At 53.8% G+C, this 18,985-nt stretch carries 17 protein-coding genes; 12 read left to right on the top strand and 5 right to left on the bottom strand.

The features are described 5' to 3' along the window. Positions 1-7 precede the first annotated feature (7 nt). The 7 genes from A7983_RS20620 to A7983_RS20590 all read left to right on the top strand — a co-directional run bounded on the left by A7983_RS20620 (position 8) and on the right by A7983_RS20590 (position 7,825). Positions 8-640: a DUF2291 family protein gene (locus tag A7983_RS20620; protein WP_005972508.1), complete on the top strand. Its 633-nt coding sequence runs from the start codon at positions 8-10 to the stop codon at positions 638-640. Continuing rightward, positions 640-2,193, top strand: a complete 1,554-nt coding sequence (locus tag A7983_RS20615; RefSeq protein WP_005972506.1) for a sugar ABC transporter ATP-binding protein — start codon at positions 640-642, stop codon at positions 2,191-2,193. The genes A7983_RS20620 and A7983_RS20615 overlap by 1 nt, the downstream gene beginning before the upstream one ends. A gap of 1 nt (position 2,194) precedes the next feature. After that, a complete protein-coding gene (locus A7983_RS20610; RefSeq protein ID WP_005972505.1) occupies positions 2,195-3,292 on the top strand; it encodes an ABC transporter permease in 1,098 nt (365 codons plus the stop codon). A 190-nt stretch (positions 3,293-3,482) separates the two neighbouring features. Then, positions 3,483-4,313, top strand: coding sequence for a transketolase (locus A7983_RS20605; protein ID WP_005972503.1), 831 nt, complete (start codon positions 3,483-3,485; stop codon positions 4,311-4,313). Then, positions 4,306-5,250, top strand: coding sequence for a transketolase family protein (locus A7983_RS20600; RefSeq protein ID WP_005972501.1), 945 nt, complete (start codon positions 4,306-4,308; stop codon positions 5,248-5,250). The genes A7983_RS20605 and A7983_RS20600 overlap by 8 nt, the downstream gene beginning before the upstream one ends. Before the next feature lie 2 nt (positions 5,251-5,252). Beyond that, entirely contained in the window at positions 5,253-6,743 is a 1,491-nt protein-coding gene (locus A7983_RS20595) for an FGGY-family carbohydrate kinase (protein WP_005972499.1), read from the top strand. A gap of 83 nt (positions 6,744-6,826) precedes the next feature. Further along, entirely contained in the window at positions 6,827-7,825 is a 999-nt protein-coding gene (locus tag A7983_RS20590) for a sugar phosphate isomerase/epimerase family protein (protein ID WP_005972497.1), read from the top strand. Positions 7,826-7,942: 117 nt separating this feature from the next. Here A7983_RS20590 and A7983_RS20585 read toward each other — a convergent pair whose 3' ends face one another. After that, positions 7,943-8,887: a sugar-binding transcriptional regulator gene (locus A7983_RS20585; protein ID WP_005972495.1), complete on the bottom strand. Its 945-nt coding sequence runs from the start codon at positions 8,885-8,887 to the stop codon at positions 7,943-7,945. Between the two features lie 252 nt (positions 8,888-9,139). Here A7983_RS20585 and A7983_RS20580 point away from each other — a divergent pair, with 252 nt between their 5' ends. The 4 genes from A7983_RS20580 to yciH all read left to right on the top strand — a co-directional run bounded on the left by A7983_RS20580 (position 9,140) and on the right by yciH (position 11,880). After that, entirely contained in the window at positions 9,140-9,445 is a 306-nt protein-coding gene (locus A7983_RS20580) for a LapA family protein (protein ID WP_005972494.1), read from the top strand. A gap of 12 nt (positions 9,446-9,457) precedes the next feature. Next, the gene (gene lapB / locus A7983_RS20575) at positions 9,458-10,627 is read left to right on the top strand and encodes a lipopolysaccharide assembly protein LapB (protein WP_005972492.1); all 1,170 of its coding nucleotides are present in this window, start codon (positions 9,458-9,460) and stop codon (positions 10,625-10,627) included. Between the two features lie 183 nt (positions 10,628-10,810). Next, a complete protein-coding gene (gene pyrF, locus A7983_RS20570) occupies positions 10,811-11,554 on the top strand; it encodes an orotidine-5'-phosphate decarboxylase (RefSeq protein ID WP_005972490.1) in 744 nt (247 codons plus the stop codon). Further along, a complete protein-coding gene (gene yciH, locus A7983_RS20565; RefSeq protein ID WP_005972488.1) occupies positions 11,551-11,880 on the top strand; it encodes a stress response translation initiation inhibitor YciH in 330 nt (109 codons plus the stop codon). Before pyrF ends, yciH begins: the two co-directional genes overlap by 4 nt. 181 nt (positions 11,881-12,061) lie before the next feature. On the opposite strand, the gene osmB is transcribed toward yciH, so the two are convergent. After that, complete coding sequence (gene osmB / locus A7983_RS20560; protein WP_005972486.1) at positions 12,062-12,277, bottom strand: osmotically-inducible lipoprotein OsmB; 216 nt, start codon at positions 12,275-12,277, stop codon at positions 12,062-12,064. A gap of 336 nt (positions 12,278-12,613) precedes the next feature. On the opposite strand from osmB, the gene araD reads away from it, so the two are divergent. Beyond that, the gene (araD, locus tag A7983_RS20555; RefSeq protein ID WP_005972483.1) at positions 12,614-13,309 is read left to right on the top strand and encodes an L-ribulose-5-phosphate 4-epimerase; all 696 of its coding nucleotides are present in this window, start codon (positions 12,614-12,616) and stop codon (positions 13,307-13,309) included. 199 nt (positions 13,310-13,508) lie between these two features. On the opposite strand, the gene A7983_RS20550 is transcribed toward araD, so the two are convergent. The 3 genes from A7983_RS20550 to A7983_RS20540 all read right to left on the bottom strand — a co-directional run bounded on the left by A7983_RS20550 (position 13,509) and on the right by A7983_RS20540 (position 18,816). Next, complete coding sequence (locus A7983_RS20550) at positions 13,509-15,572, bottom strand: carbon starvation CstA family protein (protein ID WP_005972480.1); 2,064 nt, start codon at positions 15,570-15,572, stop codon at positions 13,509-13,511. Positions 15,573-15,805: 233 nt separating this feature from the next. Then, positions 15,806-16,723: an aldo/keto reductase gene (locus tag A7983_RS20545; RefSeq protein ID WP_005972477.1), complete on the bottom strand. Its 918-nt coding sequence runs from the start codon at positions 16,721-16,723 to the stop codon at positions 15,806-15,808. Between the two features lie 158 nt (positions 16,724-16,881). Next, a complete protein-coding gene (locus tag A7983_RS20540; RefSeq protein WP_005972475.1) occupies positions 16,882-18,816 on the bottom strand; it encodes an exoribonuclease II in 1,935 nt (644 codons plus the stop codon). Positions 18,817-18,985 lie beyond the last annotated feature (169 nt).

Raw genomic sequence — 18,985 nt, 5'->3', positions numbered from 1 at the left:
AGTCGTTATGTTGTTTGATGAACGATATCGCGCTGGTTGGGTTGGACTCTGCGCCTTGCTGCTGTCTGCCTGTACGGTGGTTGATCTGGATGAAAACGGTAAGCCGATCATTCCGGTCGATCCAACGTCTACGCCGGGCTATAGCACCATGACGCCAGAGAACATCGCGACGGCGCTGTGGCAGCCAACGTTGCTCCCTGCGGCGCAGCAGCAGGCGCTGTCCTGGGATGACGTGAAGAAAATGCAGGCAGCGCTGGAGGGAACGGCACGTAAAGCCGTCTACGCGCGGCTTCAGGGCACGGTCAGTGGGGTTGATCGGGAAAGCCGTGAAGGAAAATTGACGCTTGATGTGCGAGGTGACGCTGTCACGTTTCAATTGGGGCCGATAGTCAAAGGCAATGCGATTCGCGATGCGGCAGGATTTATCCGCTTTGATGATTTCAAAAATCAGGTGCAGTTTGCCCAATTGGCGCGTGCGCTGAATAGCAAAGCAATCGCGTCATTGCCGGAACTGGATGCCAGTGTGCAAGGTAAAACCGCTAACGTGTTGGCGGCGCTGGTGGTGACGAAGCAGGGCATCAGCGATGCGGTGCCGATGACGTTAAACCTGACCGAAACGAGCAGTGGGGGGACGCAATGATGGAAAAATCGGATGTCTCTCTACAACCCAGCACGGCTCGTCGCCCCGAAATTGTGATGGCAACCCGAGGCATCACTATGCTGTTTCCCGGCACCAAAGCGCTGGATAACGTCGATTACAACGTTTATCGCGGCAAGGTCAACGTGATCATTGGCGAAAACGGAGCAGGAAAATCGACGCTAATGAAGATTCTGGCAGGTGTGCAGCAGCCTACGTCCGGCCAGATCCTGCTAAACGGCAATGTGGTGCACATTGCGGATACCCGCGATGCGGCGGCGAAAGGCATCGGCATGGTGCACCAGGAACTTAACCTGTCCGAAAACCTGAGCGTGGCAGAGAACATCTTCCTGGGTCGGGAACTGCAAAAGGGCGTTGCGCCTATCGATTACCTGGAGCAGGAGCGGATTGCGGCGGAGCTGATGGCGCGTCTCGATCAGGCTATTTCGCCGCGTACCGAGGTCGCTAGCCTGAAAGTCGGCCAACAGCAGCTAGTAGAAATTGCCAAGGCACTGGCGGATCAGGCCGACATTCTGATTCTGGACGAACCGACCTCTGCGCTAAGCAAAACCGAAGTGGATATTCTGTTTCGCGTGATCCGTGAGCTGACTCATCAGAATGTTTCCATCATCTACATTTCGCATCGGCTCGAAGAGCTGATGGCGATTGGCGACTACATCACTATCCTGCGCGACGGCTGTTTTCAGGCGGAAGCAGCGGTGAGCGACATCGATGTACCGTGGATCGTGCGGGAAATGCTCGGCGGTGACCCTGTCACTAGTTTCCTGCATCCGGGCAGAACGTTTGGTGCACCGGTATTGGAAGCGGAACATCTTACCTGCCTCAATGATGCTGGGCATCAGGTGGTGAATGATGTCTCGCTGATGGTACGTGAAGGGGAAATCGTCGGTATTTACGGGCTGATGGGAGCGGGGCGCACCGAACTTTTTGAGTGTTTGCTGGGTATTCAGAATGATTATCTGGGCAAGATTTATCTGGATAGCAAACCGGTTAATCCGCGTCTTTCTACTGCGCAGCGCATTCGCATGGGAATGAGCCTGGTACCGGAAGATCGCAAAAAAACTGGCATCTTTCCCCTCTCGTCGGTGGCGTCCAATCTCACCATCGCCAGCCTGTGGCGACGGCTGAAATACGGCATGGCGATCTTCCAGCGGCAGGAGCAAGAAGTGGTCGCCAGCACAATTGGGCAGTTAGCCATCAAAGTGTCTTCGCCCGAGGTGGAAATTCAGGCGCTCAGCGGCGGTAATCAGCAAAAAGTGGTCATTGGTCGCTCGCTGCTGACCAGCCCCAAAGTACTGTTGCTGGATGAACCGACGCGTGGCATCGATGTGGGAGCTAAGGCCGATGTGTTTGAAATGATGGTCGGGTTGTCCGAACAGGGCATCGGCGTACTGTTTTCCACCTCGGATCTGAAAGAAATTATGGCGGTATCGGACCGTATTTTGGTGATGTCGAATGGCAAACTGACGGCGAATATCGTGCGTCAGTCGGCCAGCGAGTCGGCATTGGTTTCGGCAAGTGCACAAGGGTTCTGACATGAAAACGACTCACCTTCCGGCGGCGTCAGGTGCGCTATCTCCGGGTAAGTTTGTACGCTCACGAGAGAGCATCCTGCTGTTGATCCTCAGGCTGCGCACGTTCATCGCGCTGTTTCTGATTCTGGGGTTCTTTGCCTTCACGGTGCCCGGATTTTTGGCAACGGGCAGTCTAATCATCATGGTGAAGCACATCGCCATCAATGCGTTTCTGGCACTGGGCATCACGTTTGTCATCATTACCGCCGGGATTGACTTGTCAATCGGCGCCACGCTGGGGCTGTGCGGCATGGTGGCGGGTTACATGATTACCCAGGGTATTGTACTGCCCATGTTCGGCATTGCGATTTTCCCCAGCGTGTGGGTCATTGTACCTGTCGTGCTGCTGATTGGTGCGCTCATCGGCGCTATCAACGGCTGGATTATCACACGGTATAACGTTGCGCCTTTTATCTGCACGTTGGGCACCATGTATATCGTGCGTGGGGCGTCGATGCTGATTTCCGGTGGGGAGACGTTCCCCGGTTTAGGCGGTAACCCGCAGTTGGGCAATACCGGCTTTGAGCTGATTGGCTCCGGCACGATCTTGGGGCTACCGCTGGCTATCTGGCTGATGCTGGTGTTGGCACTAGTGATTGCCTACGTGGCGCGTCGCCTGCCGTTCGGCCGTCATGTCTATGCGATTGGTGACAATGAGCGTGCTGCTGAGCTCTCCGGCGTCAAAGTGCGTCAGGTCAAAGTCTGGGTTTACACCATTTCCGGCTTCTGCGCGGCTATCGCGGGCATCGTGGTGTCCTCCCAGTTAGTCGCCAGCCATCCGGCAACAGGCACCGCTTTTGAAATGAACGCGATCGCTGCCGTAGTACTCGGTGGAACCTCATTGGCGGGCGGACGAGGCACGATTCTGGGCACGCTGATTGGTGCGTTTGTCATCGGTATTCTTGCCGACGGGCTGGTAATGATGGGCGTGAGTGAGTTCTGGCAGATGGTAATTAAAGGCATTGTCATCATTGTGGCGGTGATTATCGACCAGATGCAAAACCGTATGCAGCACAAGGCTGCAATTGTGTCACAGAAGGCGGCGGCGGAAGGCGCTTAGTTAGGCGCAGGTGCATTAAGGGTAGAGAATATTTTAGTGTAGATAGCATTTAAGCATAGATAGCACGGGGCGTTGGGTTGTGGCGGGAGCGATGTCGGTAGGCATACCGAGGCCCGATTTGAGCGCAATTTTTTTTGATTTTATATGAATAAATATTCGTTTTTGAGTAAAAATTCAAGTGAGGTGAGGTATGAATCCGTACTCATTGTCGGTGGAGGCGCTGACGAACAAAGCCCGCGCCATTCGTCGCCGCATTATTCATCTGAATGCCAATAGTCCGGCTGGTGGGCACACGGGCGCAGATCTGTCACAGGTTGAGATTCTGACGGCGCTGTATTTCCACATCCTGAACTGTGCGCCGGATCGTCTTCAAGACCCGCAGCGGGATATTTATATCCAGTCAAAAGGTCATGCCGTTGGCGGCTATTACTGCTGTCTGGCCGAGGCGGGCTATTTCCCAGAAGCATGGCTGGCAACCTATCAGCATCCTGATTCGCATTTGCCAGGGCATCCGGTCAAGCACAAAACGCCGGGGATTGAGCTGAACACCGGGGCGCTGGGGCACGGGCTGCCGGTTGCTGTCGGCATTGCGCTGGCGGCGAAGCGCGATAACAGCCCGCGCCGGGTGTTTGTCCTGACGGGCGATGGCGAGCTGGCAGAAGGCAGTAACTGGGAAGCGGCGCTGGTGGCGGCGCATTACCAACTGGATAACCTGGTCATCATCAACGACAAGAACAAGCTGCAACTGGCGGGAACGACCTGCTCCATTATGAATACCGATCCGCTGGCAGAAAAGTGGCAGGCCTTTGGCTTACAAGTCACGGAATGCGCAGGTAATGACATGCAATCGGTGGTGGACACGCTGAATAACCTGCCTCGCAACGGCAAGCCGAATGTGGTGATTGCGAATACGGAAAAAGGCGCGGGTGTGTCGTTTATTCAGGGCCGAGCTGAATGGCATCACCGAGTGCCGAAAGGCGAAGAAATTGCACTGGCGTTGGAGGAACTAAAAGATGAGTAGCGCAGAACATCTGGCAAGCGTGATGGTCGAGCAGTTCATCAAGGCCGTCGAACAGGGGATTGATGTCGTTCCGGTGTTGGCGGATTCGACCTCCACGGCGAAGATTTCACCGTTCATACAGCGTTTTCCCGACCGCATCGTCAACGTGGGGATTGCAGAACAAACGATGGTGGGGACGGCGGTAGGACTGTCCATCGGCGGCAAGATCGCGGTGACCTGCAACGCGGCACCGTTTCTGATCTCCCGCGCCAACGAACAGCTCAAAGTCGACGTCTGTTACAACAACAGCAACGTCAAGCTGTTTGGGCTTAATGCGGGCTGTAGCTACGGCCCGCTTGCCAGCACGCACCACAGTATTGATGACATCGCGGTGTTGAGAGGGTTTGGCAACATTGAGATCTACGCGCCATCCAGCCCGGAAGAGTGTCGCCAGATTATTGATTATGCGTTTGCACATCAGGGGCCCGTCTATATTCGCCTCGATGGGAAAGCGCTGCCAGCCTTGCATGATGAGCACTACCGTTTTGTGCCAGGACAGATCGATGTGCTACGCAAAGGTCGTGATATCACGCTGGTCGGGTTGGGGTCGACCGTGCATGAAATTGTGACGGCGGCTGAATTATTAGCAGAAAAAGGACTCTCCGCTACGGTGGTTAATCTTTCCTCTATCCGCCCGTGCAATACTCAGCAATTGCTTGAAATTTTGAGTGAAACGCCTCGCGTCATCACCGTCGAGGAACATAACGTCAACGGCGGTGCAGGCAGTCTGGTTGCGGAAGTACTGGCGGAAGCGGGCAGTGGGATCCCGCTGGTTCGGTTGGGGATCCCTGATGGTCAATACGCGATTGCAGCCGATCGGAGCGCGATGCGGGCGCATCACGGGCTAGACGTGACGGGTATTGTCAACGCAGCACTGCGTCTTTGTCCGGGAGGCTGATGATGTTTACGCCGGTTATTTTGGCAATCGATGAAGGGACGACGAACGCTAAGGCGATTGCCGTCGATGAGCGAGGGCGAATTCTGGCTAAAGCGGCTGTTGCCTTGCAGGTGGCACATCCGCAGCCGGGTAGGGCCGAACAGGATGCGATGGCGATTTGGCGTGCGGTTTGTCAGGCCGCGGAAACCTGCCTGTCGTCATTACACCGCGCTCAGGTGGTGGGTGTTGCGATTAGCAATCAGCGTGAATCGGTGCTGATTTGGGACAGGCAAACCGGAAAACCGCTGACACCGCTGGTTAGCTGGCAAGATCGCCGTGCCGAGAAATTCTGTCAGGCATTGCAGGATAGTGCCGAAGCTCGTCTGATCGAATCCCGTACCGGACTGCAAGTCGATCCGCTTTTTCCCGCAGCCAAACTTCATGCCATGCTGGCTGAACTGCCAAACGGCGTTGCCCGAGCGATGCAGGGGGAGTTGTGCATCGGGACGGTGGACTGCTGGCTTAACTGGCAGTTTAGCGGCGGGCGGGCGTACTCCACCGACTATTCCAACGCGGCGAGAACCCAACTGTTCAATATCCATCGTGGCTGTTGGGATGAGGATCTGCTGGCGCTGTTCGGTATCCCCAGCGTTTGCCTGCCTGCTGTTACGCCTTCCTCGGCGCTGCATGGTCACACCGGCGTGACGGGTATCAGCGGGCTGGCTGCTGGCGTACCGATCGTGGCGCTGATTGGCGATTCCCATGCTGCGCTGTACGGGCAGGGCATCAACCAAAGCAGTGCAATCAAGGCGACATACGGAACCGGCTCGTCGCTGATGACCACCATCAACACGCCACATCTTCACGCCGCCGGGCTCAGCACCACGATTGCCTGGCACGATGGCGAATTGCGCTACGCGCTGGAAGGCAACATTACGCATACCGGATCGGGTTTTGCCTGGATTGGGCAGATGCTGGGCGTCCCTTCTGTTACGCAACTGACCGAACTGGCGCTCAGCGCCGAATCGAATCAGGGCGTTTTCTTTGTTCCTGCCTTATCCGGGCTGGGTGCGCCCTATTGGGATGTGCAAGCACGCGGCTTGCTGTGTGGTTTATGCGACGCCACCACACCTGCCATCATCGCCCGTGCCGGGCTTGAAGCGATTGCCTATCAAATTGCTGACGTTTTTTTCGCTATGGAGCAGGTATCGCAGGCCGCGTTACCCGCTCTGCGCGTTGACGGTGGCGCGACGCAAAACCGCTGGCTGATGCAGTTTCAGGCCGACTTATTACAGCGCCCTCTGATTCGCAATCACAACGCGGAAGTATCTGCGCTGGGGGCGGCGTACTTGGGCGGCAAGATGCTGGGATGGTGGGAACACAACGAACAGATCGCCGCGCTACCGCGAGAGGTCGAAGTTATCGAACCGTCGGCGGTGAATCACGTCATTCTGGAGAGCTATCAACAGTGGCGCACGGCAGTGGCGCGTGCACGTCTGCGGCCTGCATCATGATTATTTTTAACAGTAAGAACCTATCCGATACGCAAGAAAGATAAGCAGCTCAATATCTTATAAATTAAAGAGGTGACTTTATTATGGCAACGTATAACTACCCTGAATTTGGTGCCGGTTTGTGGCATTTTGCGAATTATATCGACCGCTACGCGGTGGACGGCTACGGCCCGGCTTTGAGTACGATCGATCAGATCAAAGCAGCGAAAGAAGTCGGCGAACTTTCCTATGTCGATCTGCCTTATCCCTTCACGCCGGGCGTCACACTGAGCGAAGTGAAAGACGCGCTGAAGGATGCAGGGCTGAAAGCGATTGGCATCACGCCGGAAATTTACCTGCAAAAGTGGTCGCGTGGCGCTTTCACCAATCCCGATCCGGCCGCTCGGGCTGCGGCATTTGATCTGATGCACGAATCTGCTGGCATTGTGCGTGAACTGGGGGCGAATTACGTTAAAGTCTGGCCGGGACAGGATGGTTGGGATTATCCGTTCCAGGTTAGTCATAAAAACCTGTGGAAGCTGGCGGTTGATGGCATGCGCGATCTTGCAGGCGCTAACCCGGATGTGAAATTCGCCATCGAGTACAAACCGCGCGAGCCGCGCGTGAAAATGACCTGGGATTCCGCCGCGAGAACGCTGTTGGGGATTGAAGATATCGGGTTAGATAACGTTGGCGTGCTACTGGACTTCGGCCATGCACTGTATGGCGGCGAATCACCAGCGGATTCTGCCCAGTTGATTATCGATCGCGGTCGGCTATTCGGCATGGATGTGAATGACAATCTGCGCGGTTGGGATGATGATTTGGTAGTCGGCACCGTGCACATGACCGAGATTTTCGAGTTTTTCTACGTGCTGAAAATCAACAATTGGCAGGGCGTGTGGCAGCTCGATCAGTTCCCGTTCCGTGAGAATCACGTTGAGGCGGCGCAACTGTCCATTCGTTTCTTGAAGCATATCTATCGCGCGCTGGACAAACTGGATATTCCGGCGCTTCAGGCGGCACAGGAAGCGCAAAACCCGTTACAGGCTCAGCGGATTGTACAGGACGCGTTGCTGTCATCCATTAACGTTAACGAGTAGCTGCGGTAAGGTTCGTCAGGCTTGGAATAGGGGAATTATTCTGCGCCTGACGTTATCGTGACGCCATCTTCGCGGTACATCACACCCGGCGGCATAAACCGCCGGGTGATAAGTCTATTAGATCAGCGTCTCGGCGGTTAATCGATCGGTAATCAACACATCAACATAGTGGCCAGTTAATGCGCCGCGAATCGCCGCACTCTTCTCGACACCGCCTGCCAGTGCGACCACGCGCGGACACAGACGTAGCTGTGGTAACGCCATACCAATCACCGGATCTTCATCGTCTTGTAACACCGGTTCGCCTTCCGCGTTGTAGTAATGCAGGCATAAATCCCCCACGGCACCGCGTTCGGCCAACTGGTGCAGCATCGCTTCGTGATAATAGTTACCGGAATTTTTCAGTAATTGCGACGGCTCCAGCACGCCGATGCCCACGAGCGCCAGGCTCACTTCGCTAAATTTGTCGACCACGCTGGAAACCTCATCGCTGGTCACCAAACGGGCGCGATCTTCCACCGAACGTTCAATGCTCTGCGCGGGTAAGAGATAGGCCGGACAACTTAGCTGGTTGGCTAACGTTTGCGTCAGAATGGTCGCCTGCACATTGCCATTTGGCCCCACGCCGCCCAACAGTTGGATGACGCCCTGCGCTTTGACGCTTTGCGGGTGCAGGCTATCCACCATCGCCCGCAGTGTGCTACTCCAGGATGAGATGCCGACCAAATCGTCAGGACGGATGCTGGTTTGGACATAGTGCGCGGCCGCGGAACCAATTGCCTGCTTGATTTGTGCCAGCGTGGCGTTGTCGGCGACATCTACCACGATGGCCTGATCGATGCCGTAACGCTTTTGAATCGCGGATTCCAGCCCCATGAACATGTTCGGGGGTTGAATTACGCTGATTTTGACCACACCTTCTTTAACACAGCGCGTGATAGCGCGGGATACAAAAGACTGTGACAAATGGAGTGACGCGGCAATTTCTGCTTGTTTCATCCCTTCGCTATAATAGAGCGTAGCGATCTTGACCAATAATCGCTGTTCGTCCTGCTTTGACATGACTTTCCCCCTTGCTGGCATGCTGCTGTCATTTTTATTCAGCACAGAATAAATAACAAGCGCAGACGGCGGTGGCGTGCGGTTCTTATTTTCGGCTTTCGTACCGTGATAAGTGTGATGGCAAAGACGATGGCAAAAAATTGGACTGATACCATGATTTCCCTGTCTGTGCTGGACATGGTAATTTAATGGGGTTGGTCGCCAAAATTTGGCATAATTCATCCGGTTAATGGATATCACAGGAAGGAAAATGTGAAATATTTGCTGATTTTTTTACTCGTGCTAGCGATATTCATCATTTCTGTCACACTGGGTGCGCACAACGATCAGGTTGTGACATTTAACTATCTGCTGGCGCGGGGGGAGTATTCTATCTCCACACTGCTCGCCACGCTATTTGCTCTGGGCTTTGGCCTTGGCTGGGTTATTTGTGGTCTGTTTTATCTGCGTCAACGCATTGCGCTTGGCCGTGCACAACGTAAAATCAAGCGTCTGGAACAACAGCTTTCTACCTCCACCGAGGAGAATGTGGTGCCAGAGCAGACGGTCACCCACTAAGGAATTCTCTCTATGTTAGAACTGCTGTTTCTGTTGCTGCCCGTGGCCGCCGCTTATGGCTGGTACATGGGTCGCAGAAGTGCGCAGCAGGACAAAGAGCAGGAATCCAACCGCCTGTCCCGTGAGTATGTCACCGGGGTCAACTTTTTGTTGTCTAATCAGCAGGATAAGGCGGTGGAACTGTTCCTCGACATGCTCAAGGATGACAGCAACACCTTTGAAGCCCATCTTACACTCGGCAATTTGTTTCGTTCGCGTGGCGAAGTTGATCGTGCGATCCGCATCCATCAGGCGCTAACCGAAAGCGCATCATTAACGTTTGAACAACGCCTGTTGGCGGTGCAACAGTTGGGGCGCGACTATATGGCCGCGGGGTTGTATGACCGCGCCGAAGAGATTTTCAATCAGTTGGTGGATGAAGAAGATTTTCGACGCAGCGCCTTGCAGCAACTATTGCAAATCCATCAGGCAACCAGTGACTGGCAGACGGCAATCGATGTTGCGGAAAAACTGGTCAAGATGGGTAAAGATCAGCTCCGCGTGGACATCGCTCATTTTTACTGTGAGTTGGCACTACTGGCGATGGGCAGCGACGATTTGGATAAAGCGCTAACGCTCCTGAAGAAAGGGGCGACGGCGGACAATCAGTGCGCTCGTGCGTCTATCATGATGGGACGCATCTACATGGCGCAGCAGGATCATTCGCGCGCTGTGGAAGCGTTGCGACAGGTTCTCGATCAGGATAAAGAGCTGGTTAGTGAAACGCTGCCGATGCTACAGGAGTGCTATCAGCATTTAGATAAGCCTTTGGATTGGGCGAACTTCCTCAAACGCTGCGTAGAAGAAAATACCGGCGCAACGGCGGAATTGATGCTGGCCGACATCCTCGAAAAAGAAGAGGGTGCGGAGGTCGCACAGGCTTATATTAACCGACAGCTTCAACGTCACCCCACGATGCGCGTGTTCCATCGCCTGATGGATTTTCACCTGCATGAAGCGGAAGACGGACGAACAAAAGAAAATCTTCAGGGATTGCGTGACATGGTAGGCGAACAAATTCGCACCAAACCTCGCTACAGCTGCCGCAAATGCGGTTTCACGTCACAATCGCTCTATTGGCAATGTCCTTCCTGTCGTACCTGGGCCAGCGTGAAGCCGATCCGTGGACTAGACGGGCAATAATATCTCACGATATCAAGTTGATATTATTTTAATGCACTTTAGTTACAACATGCAAAGCGTTGTGTGTGATTTCCGTTTCAGCCAACGTCTTTAACGGCATTCGTCTTCAGGCCGCTGGGATTTCAGGGACGGGACATGTAGAATGCGGCGGGAATTTTAGCTTCGCAAAAGACTGGGTGACGAATGAAAAACGAGAATCTACAGCAAAAGAATCAAGCGGTATCATCCCCGATTGTTGTCGCGTTGGACTACGCTAGTCAGGATGCGGCGCTGTCGTTTGTTGACCGTATCGATCCGCAGGATTGCCGTTTGAAGGTAGGCAAAGAGATGTTTACCTTATTTGGCCCACAATTCGTACAGACGTTACAGCAGCGCGGCTTTGATGTGTTTCTCGATCTGAAATTCCACGATATTCCGAACACCGTCGCTCACGCCGTGGCGGCATCTGCCGATCTTGGCGTGTGGATGGTGAATGTTCACGCCAGCGGCGGTTCACGTATGATGACGGCAGCGAAAGAAGCGCTGGTGCCGTTTGGTAAAGATGCACCACTGTTGATTGCCGTAACGGTGTTGACCAGCATGGACGAAGAGGATTTACGCGGACTTGGCATTACCGTCAGTCCTGCTGAGCAGGCGGAAAGACTGGCTGTGCTAACGCATAACAGCGGGCTGGATGGCGTGGTGTGTTCTGCGCATGAAGCACAGCGGTTGAAGCAGGTATGTGGTCAGTCATTTAAGCTGGTCACGCCGGGGATTCGCCCCGCTGGCAGCGATGTTGGCGATCAACGCCGTATTATGACGCCCGTTCAGGCGCAGCAGGCGGGCGTGGATTATATGGTAATTGGGCGTCCGATCACCCAATCGGCCGATCCAGCGCGGACGCTACGTGATATTCGTGCGTCGCTGTTAAACGGTGCTTCATCATGAATCATGATAAAAACAGTCAACTGGTTTACTCCACAGAAACTGGGCGCATTACGCCGGAAGAAGAAAAAGTAGTTCGACCAAAAGGCGATGGCATCGTGCGTATCCAGCGTCAGACCAGTGGGCGCAAAGGCAAGGGGGTATGCCTGATTAATGGCCTCGATCTTGATGATGCGGCGTTGGATAAGCTGGCTGCTGAGTTGAAGAAAAAATGCGGCTGCGGCGGTTCAGTGAAAGAGGGCGTGATAGAAATTCAGGGAGATAAACGCGACCTGCTAAAACAACTTCTGGAAGCGAAGGGGATGAAGGTCAAGCTGGCTGGTGGCTAATCATTGTAGATATACTCTAAATAATTCGAGTTGCATGAAGGCGGCAAGAGAGGGAATCCCGATGAGCTTACTCAGGTAAGTGATTCGGGTGAGTGAGCGTAGCCAACATGCATGCAGCTTGAAGTATGACGAGTATAAAAAGCAGCAGGTTTACTCCCGTGAACCTGCTGCTATAAATTCGTTATTTACCGACCTGACGGCCAATCAGCCCGCCGATGGCAGCACCGCCCAGCGTTCCTAATGTTCCGCCATCCGTTAAGATAGCCCCACCAACCGCGCCAGCACCGGCACCAATTGCGGTATTACGGTCACGTTTCGACATGTTTGAACAACCTGCGAGCGTAACAGCGAGCGTAATTGCCAGAGCGGCTGTCGCAAAACGTTTGTTTAATTTCATTTTCTTCCCCTTTCTGCTCTTAGTCTCACGTTTCTTGTGAGGAAAATATCGAACAAAGTGATTTTTGCGGTATTAAATAAAGAAATGCAGCCTGTTACCGCCTGATGACAAGTATAATCATCGGAAAAAACGACGACAGGTAAAAAATCCTAATTCCCAGACACTACTTTAACGATAGCAATATTTGATAAGGTTGACTGTTTTTTGCGCAATTCTGTGGCGTGTCTCTTTCTTTTTTCCATAGCAGAACACCGCTAGGTCTTTAGCGATTTAGCCCATAGCGACGAATTCGTCAGGCCGCGAGAATGGTGTTATCGCGTCGATGGGAGGCTGATTATGTTAGAAACGCTAAAAAGACAGGTGTTGGAGGCCAATTTGGCCCTGCCGCAGCATAATTTGGTGACGTTTACTTGGGGAAACGTCAGCGCGGTAGATCGGCAGCGCGGCCTGATGGTGATCAAACCTTCCGGCGTGGAGTATTCGGCCATGACGCTGGAGGATATGGTCGTTGTTGAGCTGGAAAGTGGCAAAGTAGTGGAGGGGACGAAGAAGCCATCGTCAGATACCGATACTCACCGTGTGCTGTATCTGGAATTTGCTGATATCGGCGGTATTGTGCATACCCATTCCCGCCATGCCACGATATGGGCGCAGGCCGGTAAAGACATCCCCGCCTGGGGAACCACACACGCGGACTACTTTTATGGCCCCATTCCCTGTACGCGCCTGATGACGGACGAAGAAATCAACGGCCGCTATGAGTGGGATACGGGAACAGTGATCGTCGAAACTTTCCGCCAGCGCGGAATTTCTCCGGTGGATGTCCCCGCTGTATTGGTTAATTCGCATGGCCCCTTTGCGTGGGGGAAAGATGCCGATAACGCGGTGCATAATGCCGTGGTTCTGGAAGAACTTGCCTACATGGGGATTTTCTCGCGCCAGTTAACGCCTCAGTTGGGTGAGATGCAGCAAACGCTGTTGGATAAGCACTACTTGCGTAAGCACGGTAAGAACGCCTATTACGGACAATAAACCGCAGCGGTTCCTTCCTCATTATCTTTAAGTCATATAGCGCCGCCAATGCGGCGCTAGTGTCATTTGTGGTGCTTGATGACCTCGCTCCTGTACGACACAAGCTCCGTGCTAAATTCGTAAGGCTGGTGCCCAGAGATGGCGCGCCATAAAAAATCCCTCCACGCGGGAGGGATGGTAACGGATATGCCATTGATATTTAAGGTTGAGCGCCGTCTCGCAAGACAATCGGCGTTTCTTTTGCCGTTGGCTCATTGCTGTTGAGTGCACGACGAATGACGAAGAACGCAGAAACCAGCATCGTCACTGCCACCAGCATAAAGAACCCGCACAGCGCAGCGTTGATCTGATTACTGAAAACGATAGTTTCCATATCTTTAATCGATTTGGCTGGCGCGATCAGCGTGTTCTGTTCGATGCCTGCTGCGAAGCGTTTCGCCTGAGCCAGAAAACCGATACTCGGTTTTTCGTGGAAGATTTTTTGCCAGCCTGCCGTCATCGATGTAATAAACAGCCAGACGGTAGGGACGATCGTCACCCATGCATAGCGTTGTTTCTTCATCTTAAACAACACCACGGTGCCGAGAATCAGCGCCATTGATGCCAGCATTTGGTTACCGATACCGAACAGCGGCCAGAGTGTGTTGATACCGCCCAGCGGGTCAATTACGCCCTGATACACAAAGAACCCCCAACCGGAAACGGCAACGGTCGTACCGGCCAGATTCCCCAGCCAGGAATGGCTGTTCGCTAATCTCGGAATCGCAATACCGACCAGATCCTGCACCATGAAGCGACAGGCGCGTGTCCCGGCGTCAACCGCGGTCAAGATGAACAGCGCTTCAAACAGAATCGCGAAGTGATACCAGAATGCCATCATCGCCCGGCTGTTAAAGATTTCGGTGATGATATAGGCCATACCCACCGCAAAGGTCGGTGCGCCACCGGCACGGGAAAGAATAGAGGCTTCGCCGACGTCATTGGCAATCGCACTCAATTCCTGTGGGGTAATCACAAATCCCCAACTGTTAATGGCCAGCGAAGCGCTCTCAACCGTGGTGCCGATCAAGGCAGCAGGTGAGTTCATGGCGAAATAGATTCCCGGCTCGATAACCGAGGCACAAATCAGCGCCATGATAGCCACGAAGGATTCCATCAGCATCGCCCCATAGCCGATGAAGCGGATATGGCTTTCGCGTTCAATTAACTTAGGCGTGGTACCGCTGGAAACCAGGGCATGGAAGCCGGAAATCGCGCCGCAGGCGATGGTAATAAACAAGAAGGGGAACAGCGAGCCTGAGAAGACAGGGCCGCTGCCGTCAATAAAACGAGTGACGGCGGGCATTTTCATTTCTGGCATCGCGAACACGATACCAACGGCTAGCCCGATAATCACCCCAATTTTCAGGAAGGTAGAGAGATAATCACGCGGTGCTAGCAGCAGCCAGACCGGCAAAACAGAGGCGACGAAGCCGTAGATCACCAAAACCCAAGTGAGTGATGTACCCTTCAGCGTGAAGAATGGCCCCCAGTAGGGGTGTGCGGCGATGTTACCACCGTAGACAATCGCTAGCATCATCAGTACAAAGCCGATGATGGACACCTCAGCGATTTTGCCCGGACGTAAAAAGCGCATGTAAACGCCCATAAAGAGCGCGATAGGGATGGTGGCGGCAATGGTAAACAATCCCCATGGGCTTTCCGCCAGTGCTTTCACAACGACCAGCGCGAGTGCGGAAAGAATGATGATCATGACGCCCAACGCGCCGAGCATGGTGATGATGCCCGCAAACGTGCCCAGTTCCTGTTTTGCCATTTCACCCAGCGAACGGCCGTCTCGGCGGGTTGAGATAAATAACACCAGGAAATCCTGCACGGCACCAGCCAGCATTACGCCAACCAGAATCCAAATCGTACCGGGGAGAAACCCCATCTGTGCAGCGAGAATTGGCCCAACCAGCGGGCCGGCTCCGGCGATGGCGGCGAAGTGGTGACCGAACAGAACCCATTTATTAGTGGGGACGTAATCCAGACCGTCGTTATGACGTTCTGCTGGCGTTAACCGGCGATCGTCGAGTTCAAACACTTTCTTGGCGATAAATAAGCTGTAAAACCGATAGGCGATGCTGTAACACGATACGGCGGCGATAACCAACCATACCGCATTGACATGCTCACCGCGGCTCAGCGCCAGCGTGGCGAACGAAAAAGCGCCCGCCAGACCGACTAGCAGCCAGATCACAATGCTCTTTACGTTACTCATAACAACGGCTCCTTCGTTATTCAGAAAGGGTATAGCGCGAGTGTTAATGCAATTTAACAATAGTGGGTTTGTTGACGAAGAGAAGCGAATGGATGAGAAAATGTGAGCGAACGTGAATTTCTGTAAAGAAACTTAAAGGCTAAACAATAGTTAACGTGCGGATACAGTAAATAATTGCGGTAAAAACAAGACGGCCCTGCCGGGAAAATTCAGAGGAGGCAGGGCCGAGGCGCTTAAGGCAGGACGTTTCCGGCAGCGCGGTAAATCTCGTACCACTCTTCGCGGCTGAGTGACAAGTTTGATGCCGCTGCGATATCACGGATACGTTCCGGACTCATGGTGCCGATAATCACCTGCATGGCGGCGGGGTGACGCAGAATCCATGCGGTGGCGATCGCCGTGTTGGTGACGTTATGGTGCTCGGCGATGTGATCAATCGTCGCGTTTAGCTTGGGGAATTTCTCATTATCGAGAAAAACGCCCTCAAAGAAGCCGTATTGGAAAGGCGACCAGGCTTGAATCGTCATCGAATTTAGGCGGCTGTACTCCAGAATCGCCCCGTCGTGATTCACCGATGCGGGGTTCGTCATATTGACGTTAAAACCCGCATCAATCATGCCCGTGTGCATAATGCTGAACTGTAATTGGTTGGCGATAAGCGGTTGATGCACGGATTTCTTCAACAGCTCAATTTGCAACGGATTCTGATTACTGACGCCGAAATGGCGCACCTTTCCGCTGCGTTCCAGTTCATCGAATGCTGCCGCGACTTCGTCGGGTTCAAACAGCGTGTCCGGGCGGTGCAGCAGCAGCGCATCAAGATAGTCGGTTTTTAAGCGTTGCAGGCTACCTTCAACGGACGCAATGATGTGCGCTTTGGAAAAATCAAAAAAGCCCGTGCGGATGCCACACTTGGATTGCAGAAACAGTGATTCACGGCGGATGGACGTCTTCTGTAAACCGGCGGCGAAAATCTCTTCCGACAAACCTGAGCCATAGATATCGGCGTGATCGAAGAAATCGATGCCTGCTTCAACGGAAGCATTGAGGATGTCAGCCGCTTCATCCGTGCTTTTCTTCGCCATTCGCATACAGCCCAACGCAATGTTGGAAGCCTGTATCGCGGATGTGCCGATTGTCATTTTCTTCATCGGGAACACTCCTGTTAGTAGGGTTGTACGTCTGTCGTTGATCAACGATGTCGCTAATCAACTATATGGCGGAATAAACGATGATGACGCGCGGGTCAGTTCGCTGTGAACGCCCGCGCGGAGATACTGTCCGCCGAGATGACTCGGCGGTATGGCGATTATGCGGCAGGTTTTGCCACGATGCTGCGGGTTTCCAGACGGACTTCAGCGATGAGGACGTCCAGCGTATCCCCCTGACGATAAACCACGTCGCCTTTCACCGAGAGGGTGCCCATTTCCTGGCTACACACCAACTCATCACGCACGGCATGGATAAAGGAGGACGGGATAAACGCCACTGCGCCGTTATCCAGCAGCCGAACGCGCAGGCCGCCGCGCGTGACATCAATGATTTCCGCGTTGAAGCGACTATCCGTGCCGGCTTTATCTTTGAGGTAGCGGGCGTACAGCCAGTCGCCGACATCGCGCTCAGCCATGCGGTTAAGGCGACGGCGTTCGGCCAGTTGTACCGTGACGTCATCCTGCGGTTTTTCCGCAGCCTGTCCGGTGATAACCGCTTTCAGCAAACGGTGGTTCACCATATCGCCGTATTTACGGATCGGGGATGTCCAGGTTGCATAGGCTTCCAGCCCCAGACCAAAGTGTGGCCCTGGCGTGGTGCTCACTTCCGCGAAAGACTGGAAGCGACGGATACGGCTATCCAGGAACTGTGTCGGTTGGGCATCCAGTTCGCGGCGCAGCGTACAGAAACCTTCCAGTGTCAGCAACGTCTGTGCATCGGCCTGAACACCATGCGTATCCAGTACCGCAACCGCTTGTTCAACCGAAGCAGGATCGAACCCGTTATGCACGTTATAGATGCCGAAACCCAGCTTATCGCGCAGCACAATCGCCGCACAGACATTGGCGGCAATCATGGATTCTTCAACGATACGGTTGGCGATGCGGCGGTGTTCAACCACGATATCCAACACGTCGCCTTTTTCACCCAGCAGGAAACGATAATCCGGGCGATCTTTAAACACCAGAGCATGCGTGGTGCGCCATTCGCTGCGTGCCAGGCAGAGGCGGTGCAGCAAACGGATTTGTTCGGCAATCGCGTCGTTCTGTGGCTGCCATTCGCCTTGATTTTCCAACCAGTCAGAGACGTTGTCATACGCTAATTTGGCTTTGGATTCGATCGAGGCGGCAAAGAAGTGGATATCGTCACCCAGCGCACCGTCGGCAGCAATCGTCACGCGGCAGGCGAGGACAGGGCGACGTTCGTTCGGGTGTAGGGAACAGATATCGTCTGACAGCGCGCGCGGCAGCATCGGGATGTTGAAGCCGGGCAAATAGTTGGTAAAGGCGCGCTGGCGCGCAATGTTGTCCAACTCGCTGCCTGCATCTACATACGCGGTTGGATCGGCGATGGCGATCGTTAATTGCAGTGAACCATCACCGTTGTCCTGCACATACAGAGCATCGTCCATATCTTCAGTGCTGGCGCTGTCGATGGTGACAAAGTTCAGTGCCGTCAGATCTTCACGGACGAGCTCGTCGTCATGGCGTTCAGTGGTTTCAACTTCCGGAGCAGAACGCTCCAGATTGTGGCGTGACAACGTCACCCACCACGGCACCAGCGGATCGTCGCCTGTGGTGATGTACTGCGTCAGCTCGGCATGGAAGCCACGGTCGCCTTTCAATGGATGACGACGCATTTCGGCTACCGCCCAATCACCTTCCTGAAAATCGTGCGTCACAGTGTGTGCGGCGCGGCAAGGAATTGCCTCTTTCAGTAACGGGTGGTCAGGTGTGATTGATAAGCGATCGTCTTTTTTGTGGATGCGCCCAACAAACCGGGTAAGGAAAGGTTCGATCAGCGTTTCTGGCTCGACAATTTCCCGATCTTTTTCCGTATGCAGGGTGGCGGTAATCCGGTCGCCGTGCATCACTTTTTTCATGTGTGGAGGGGGAATGAAATAGCTTTTTTGCCCGTCAGCTTCAAGAAAGCCATATCCCTTATCGGTCCCTTTGACGACACCTTCAACACGCGGTGTCTGAGAGTGAAGTTGCTGTTTTAGCTGTGCAAGCAGCGGATTATCTTGAAACATAGCGTCCAGAAATACGATTGTGAGTGGCTTAATGAGCAGTTCACAGTTTTACTCGAATCAGGTGCTGGCGGCAAGAATAATCGGGGATAGCGCGGCCGGATAACGGTAGCAAGAGGGCGAATAAACTCGAATAAAGTCAATGCTGATTGGCGCGAATCCCCTGTCGCGT

Origin of the sequence: Pectobacterium wasabiae CFBP 3304 (assembly GCF_001742185.1) — a bacterium.
Taxonomy (GTDB): Bacteria; Pseudomonadota; Gammaproteobacteria; order Enterobacterales; family Enterobacteriaceae; genus Pectobacterium; species Pectobacterium wasabiae.
This window is presented reverse-complemented; position numbering and strand designations above follow the sequence as displayed.

Excerpts from the sequence above, each read along its gene's own strand:
- A7983_RS20620 (WP_005972508.1), top strand. The coding sequence starts at position 8 with ATGTTGTTTGATGAACGATATCGCGCTGGTTGGGTTGGACTCTGCGCC.
- A7983_RS20615 (WP_005972506.1), top strand. The coding sequence starts at position 640 with ATGGAAAAATCGGATGTCTCTCTACAACCCAGCACGGCTCGTCGCCCC.
- A7983_RS20610 (WP_005972505.1), top strand. The coding sequence starts at position 2,195 with ATGAAAACGACTCACCTTCCGGCGGCGTCAGGTGCGCTATCTCCGGGT.
- A7983_RS20605 (WP_005972503.1), top strand. The coding sequence starts at position 3,483 with ATGAATCCGTACTCATTGTCGGTGGAGGCGCTGACGAACAAAGCCCGC.
- A7983_RS20600 (WP_005972501.1), top strand. The coding sequence starts at position 4,306 with ATGAGTAGCGCAGAACATCTGGCAAGCGTGATGGTCGAGCAGTTCATC.
- A7983_RS20595 (WP_005972499.1), top strand. The coding sequence starts at position 5,253 with ATGTTTACGCCGGTTATTTTGGCAATCGATGAAGGGACGACGAACGCT.
- A7983_RS20590 (WP_005972497.1), top strand. The coding sequence starts at position 6,827 with ATGGCAACGTATAACTACCCTGAATTTGGTGCCGGTTTGTGGCATTTT.
- A7983_RS20585 (WP_005972495.1), bottom strand. The coding sequence starts at position 8,887 with ATGTCAAAGCAGGACGAACAGCGATTATTGGTCAAGATCGCTACGCTC.
- lapB (WP_005972492.1), top strand. The coding sequence starts at position 9,458 with ATGTTAGAACTGCTGTTTCTGTTGCTGCCCGTGGCCGCCGCTTATGGC.
- pyrF (WP_005972490.1), top strand. The coding sequence starts at position 10,811 with ATGAAAAACGAGAATCTACAGCAAAAGAATCAAGCGGTATCATCCCCG.
- yciH (WP_005972488.1), top strand. The coding sequence starts at position 11,551 with ATGAATCATGATAAAAACAGTCAACTGGTTTACTCCACAGAAACTGGG.
- osmB (WP_005972486.1), bottom strand. The coding sequence starts at position 12,277 with ATGAAATTAAACAAACGTTTTGCGACAGCCGCTCTGGCAATTACGCTC.
- araD (WP_005972483.1), top strand. The coding sequence starts at position 12,614 with ATGTTAGAAACGCTAAAAAGACAGGTGTTGGAGGCCAATTTGGCCCTG.
- A7983_RS20550 (WP_005972480.1), bottom strand. The coding sequence starts at position 15,572 with ATGAGTAACGTAAAGAGCATTGTGATCTGGCTGCTAGTCGGTCTGGCG.
- A7983_RS20545 (WP_005972477.1), bottom strand. The coding sequence starts at position 16,723 with ATGAAGAAAATGACAATCGGCACATCCGCGATACAGGCTTCCAACATT.
- A7983_RS20540 (WP_005972475.1), bottom strand. The coding sequence starts at position 18,816 with ATGTTTCAAGATAATCCGCTGCTTGCACAGCTAAAACAGCAACTTCAC.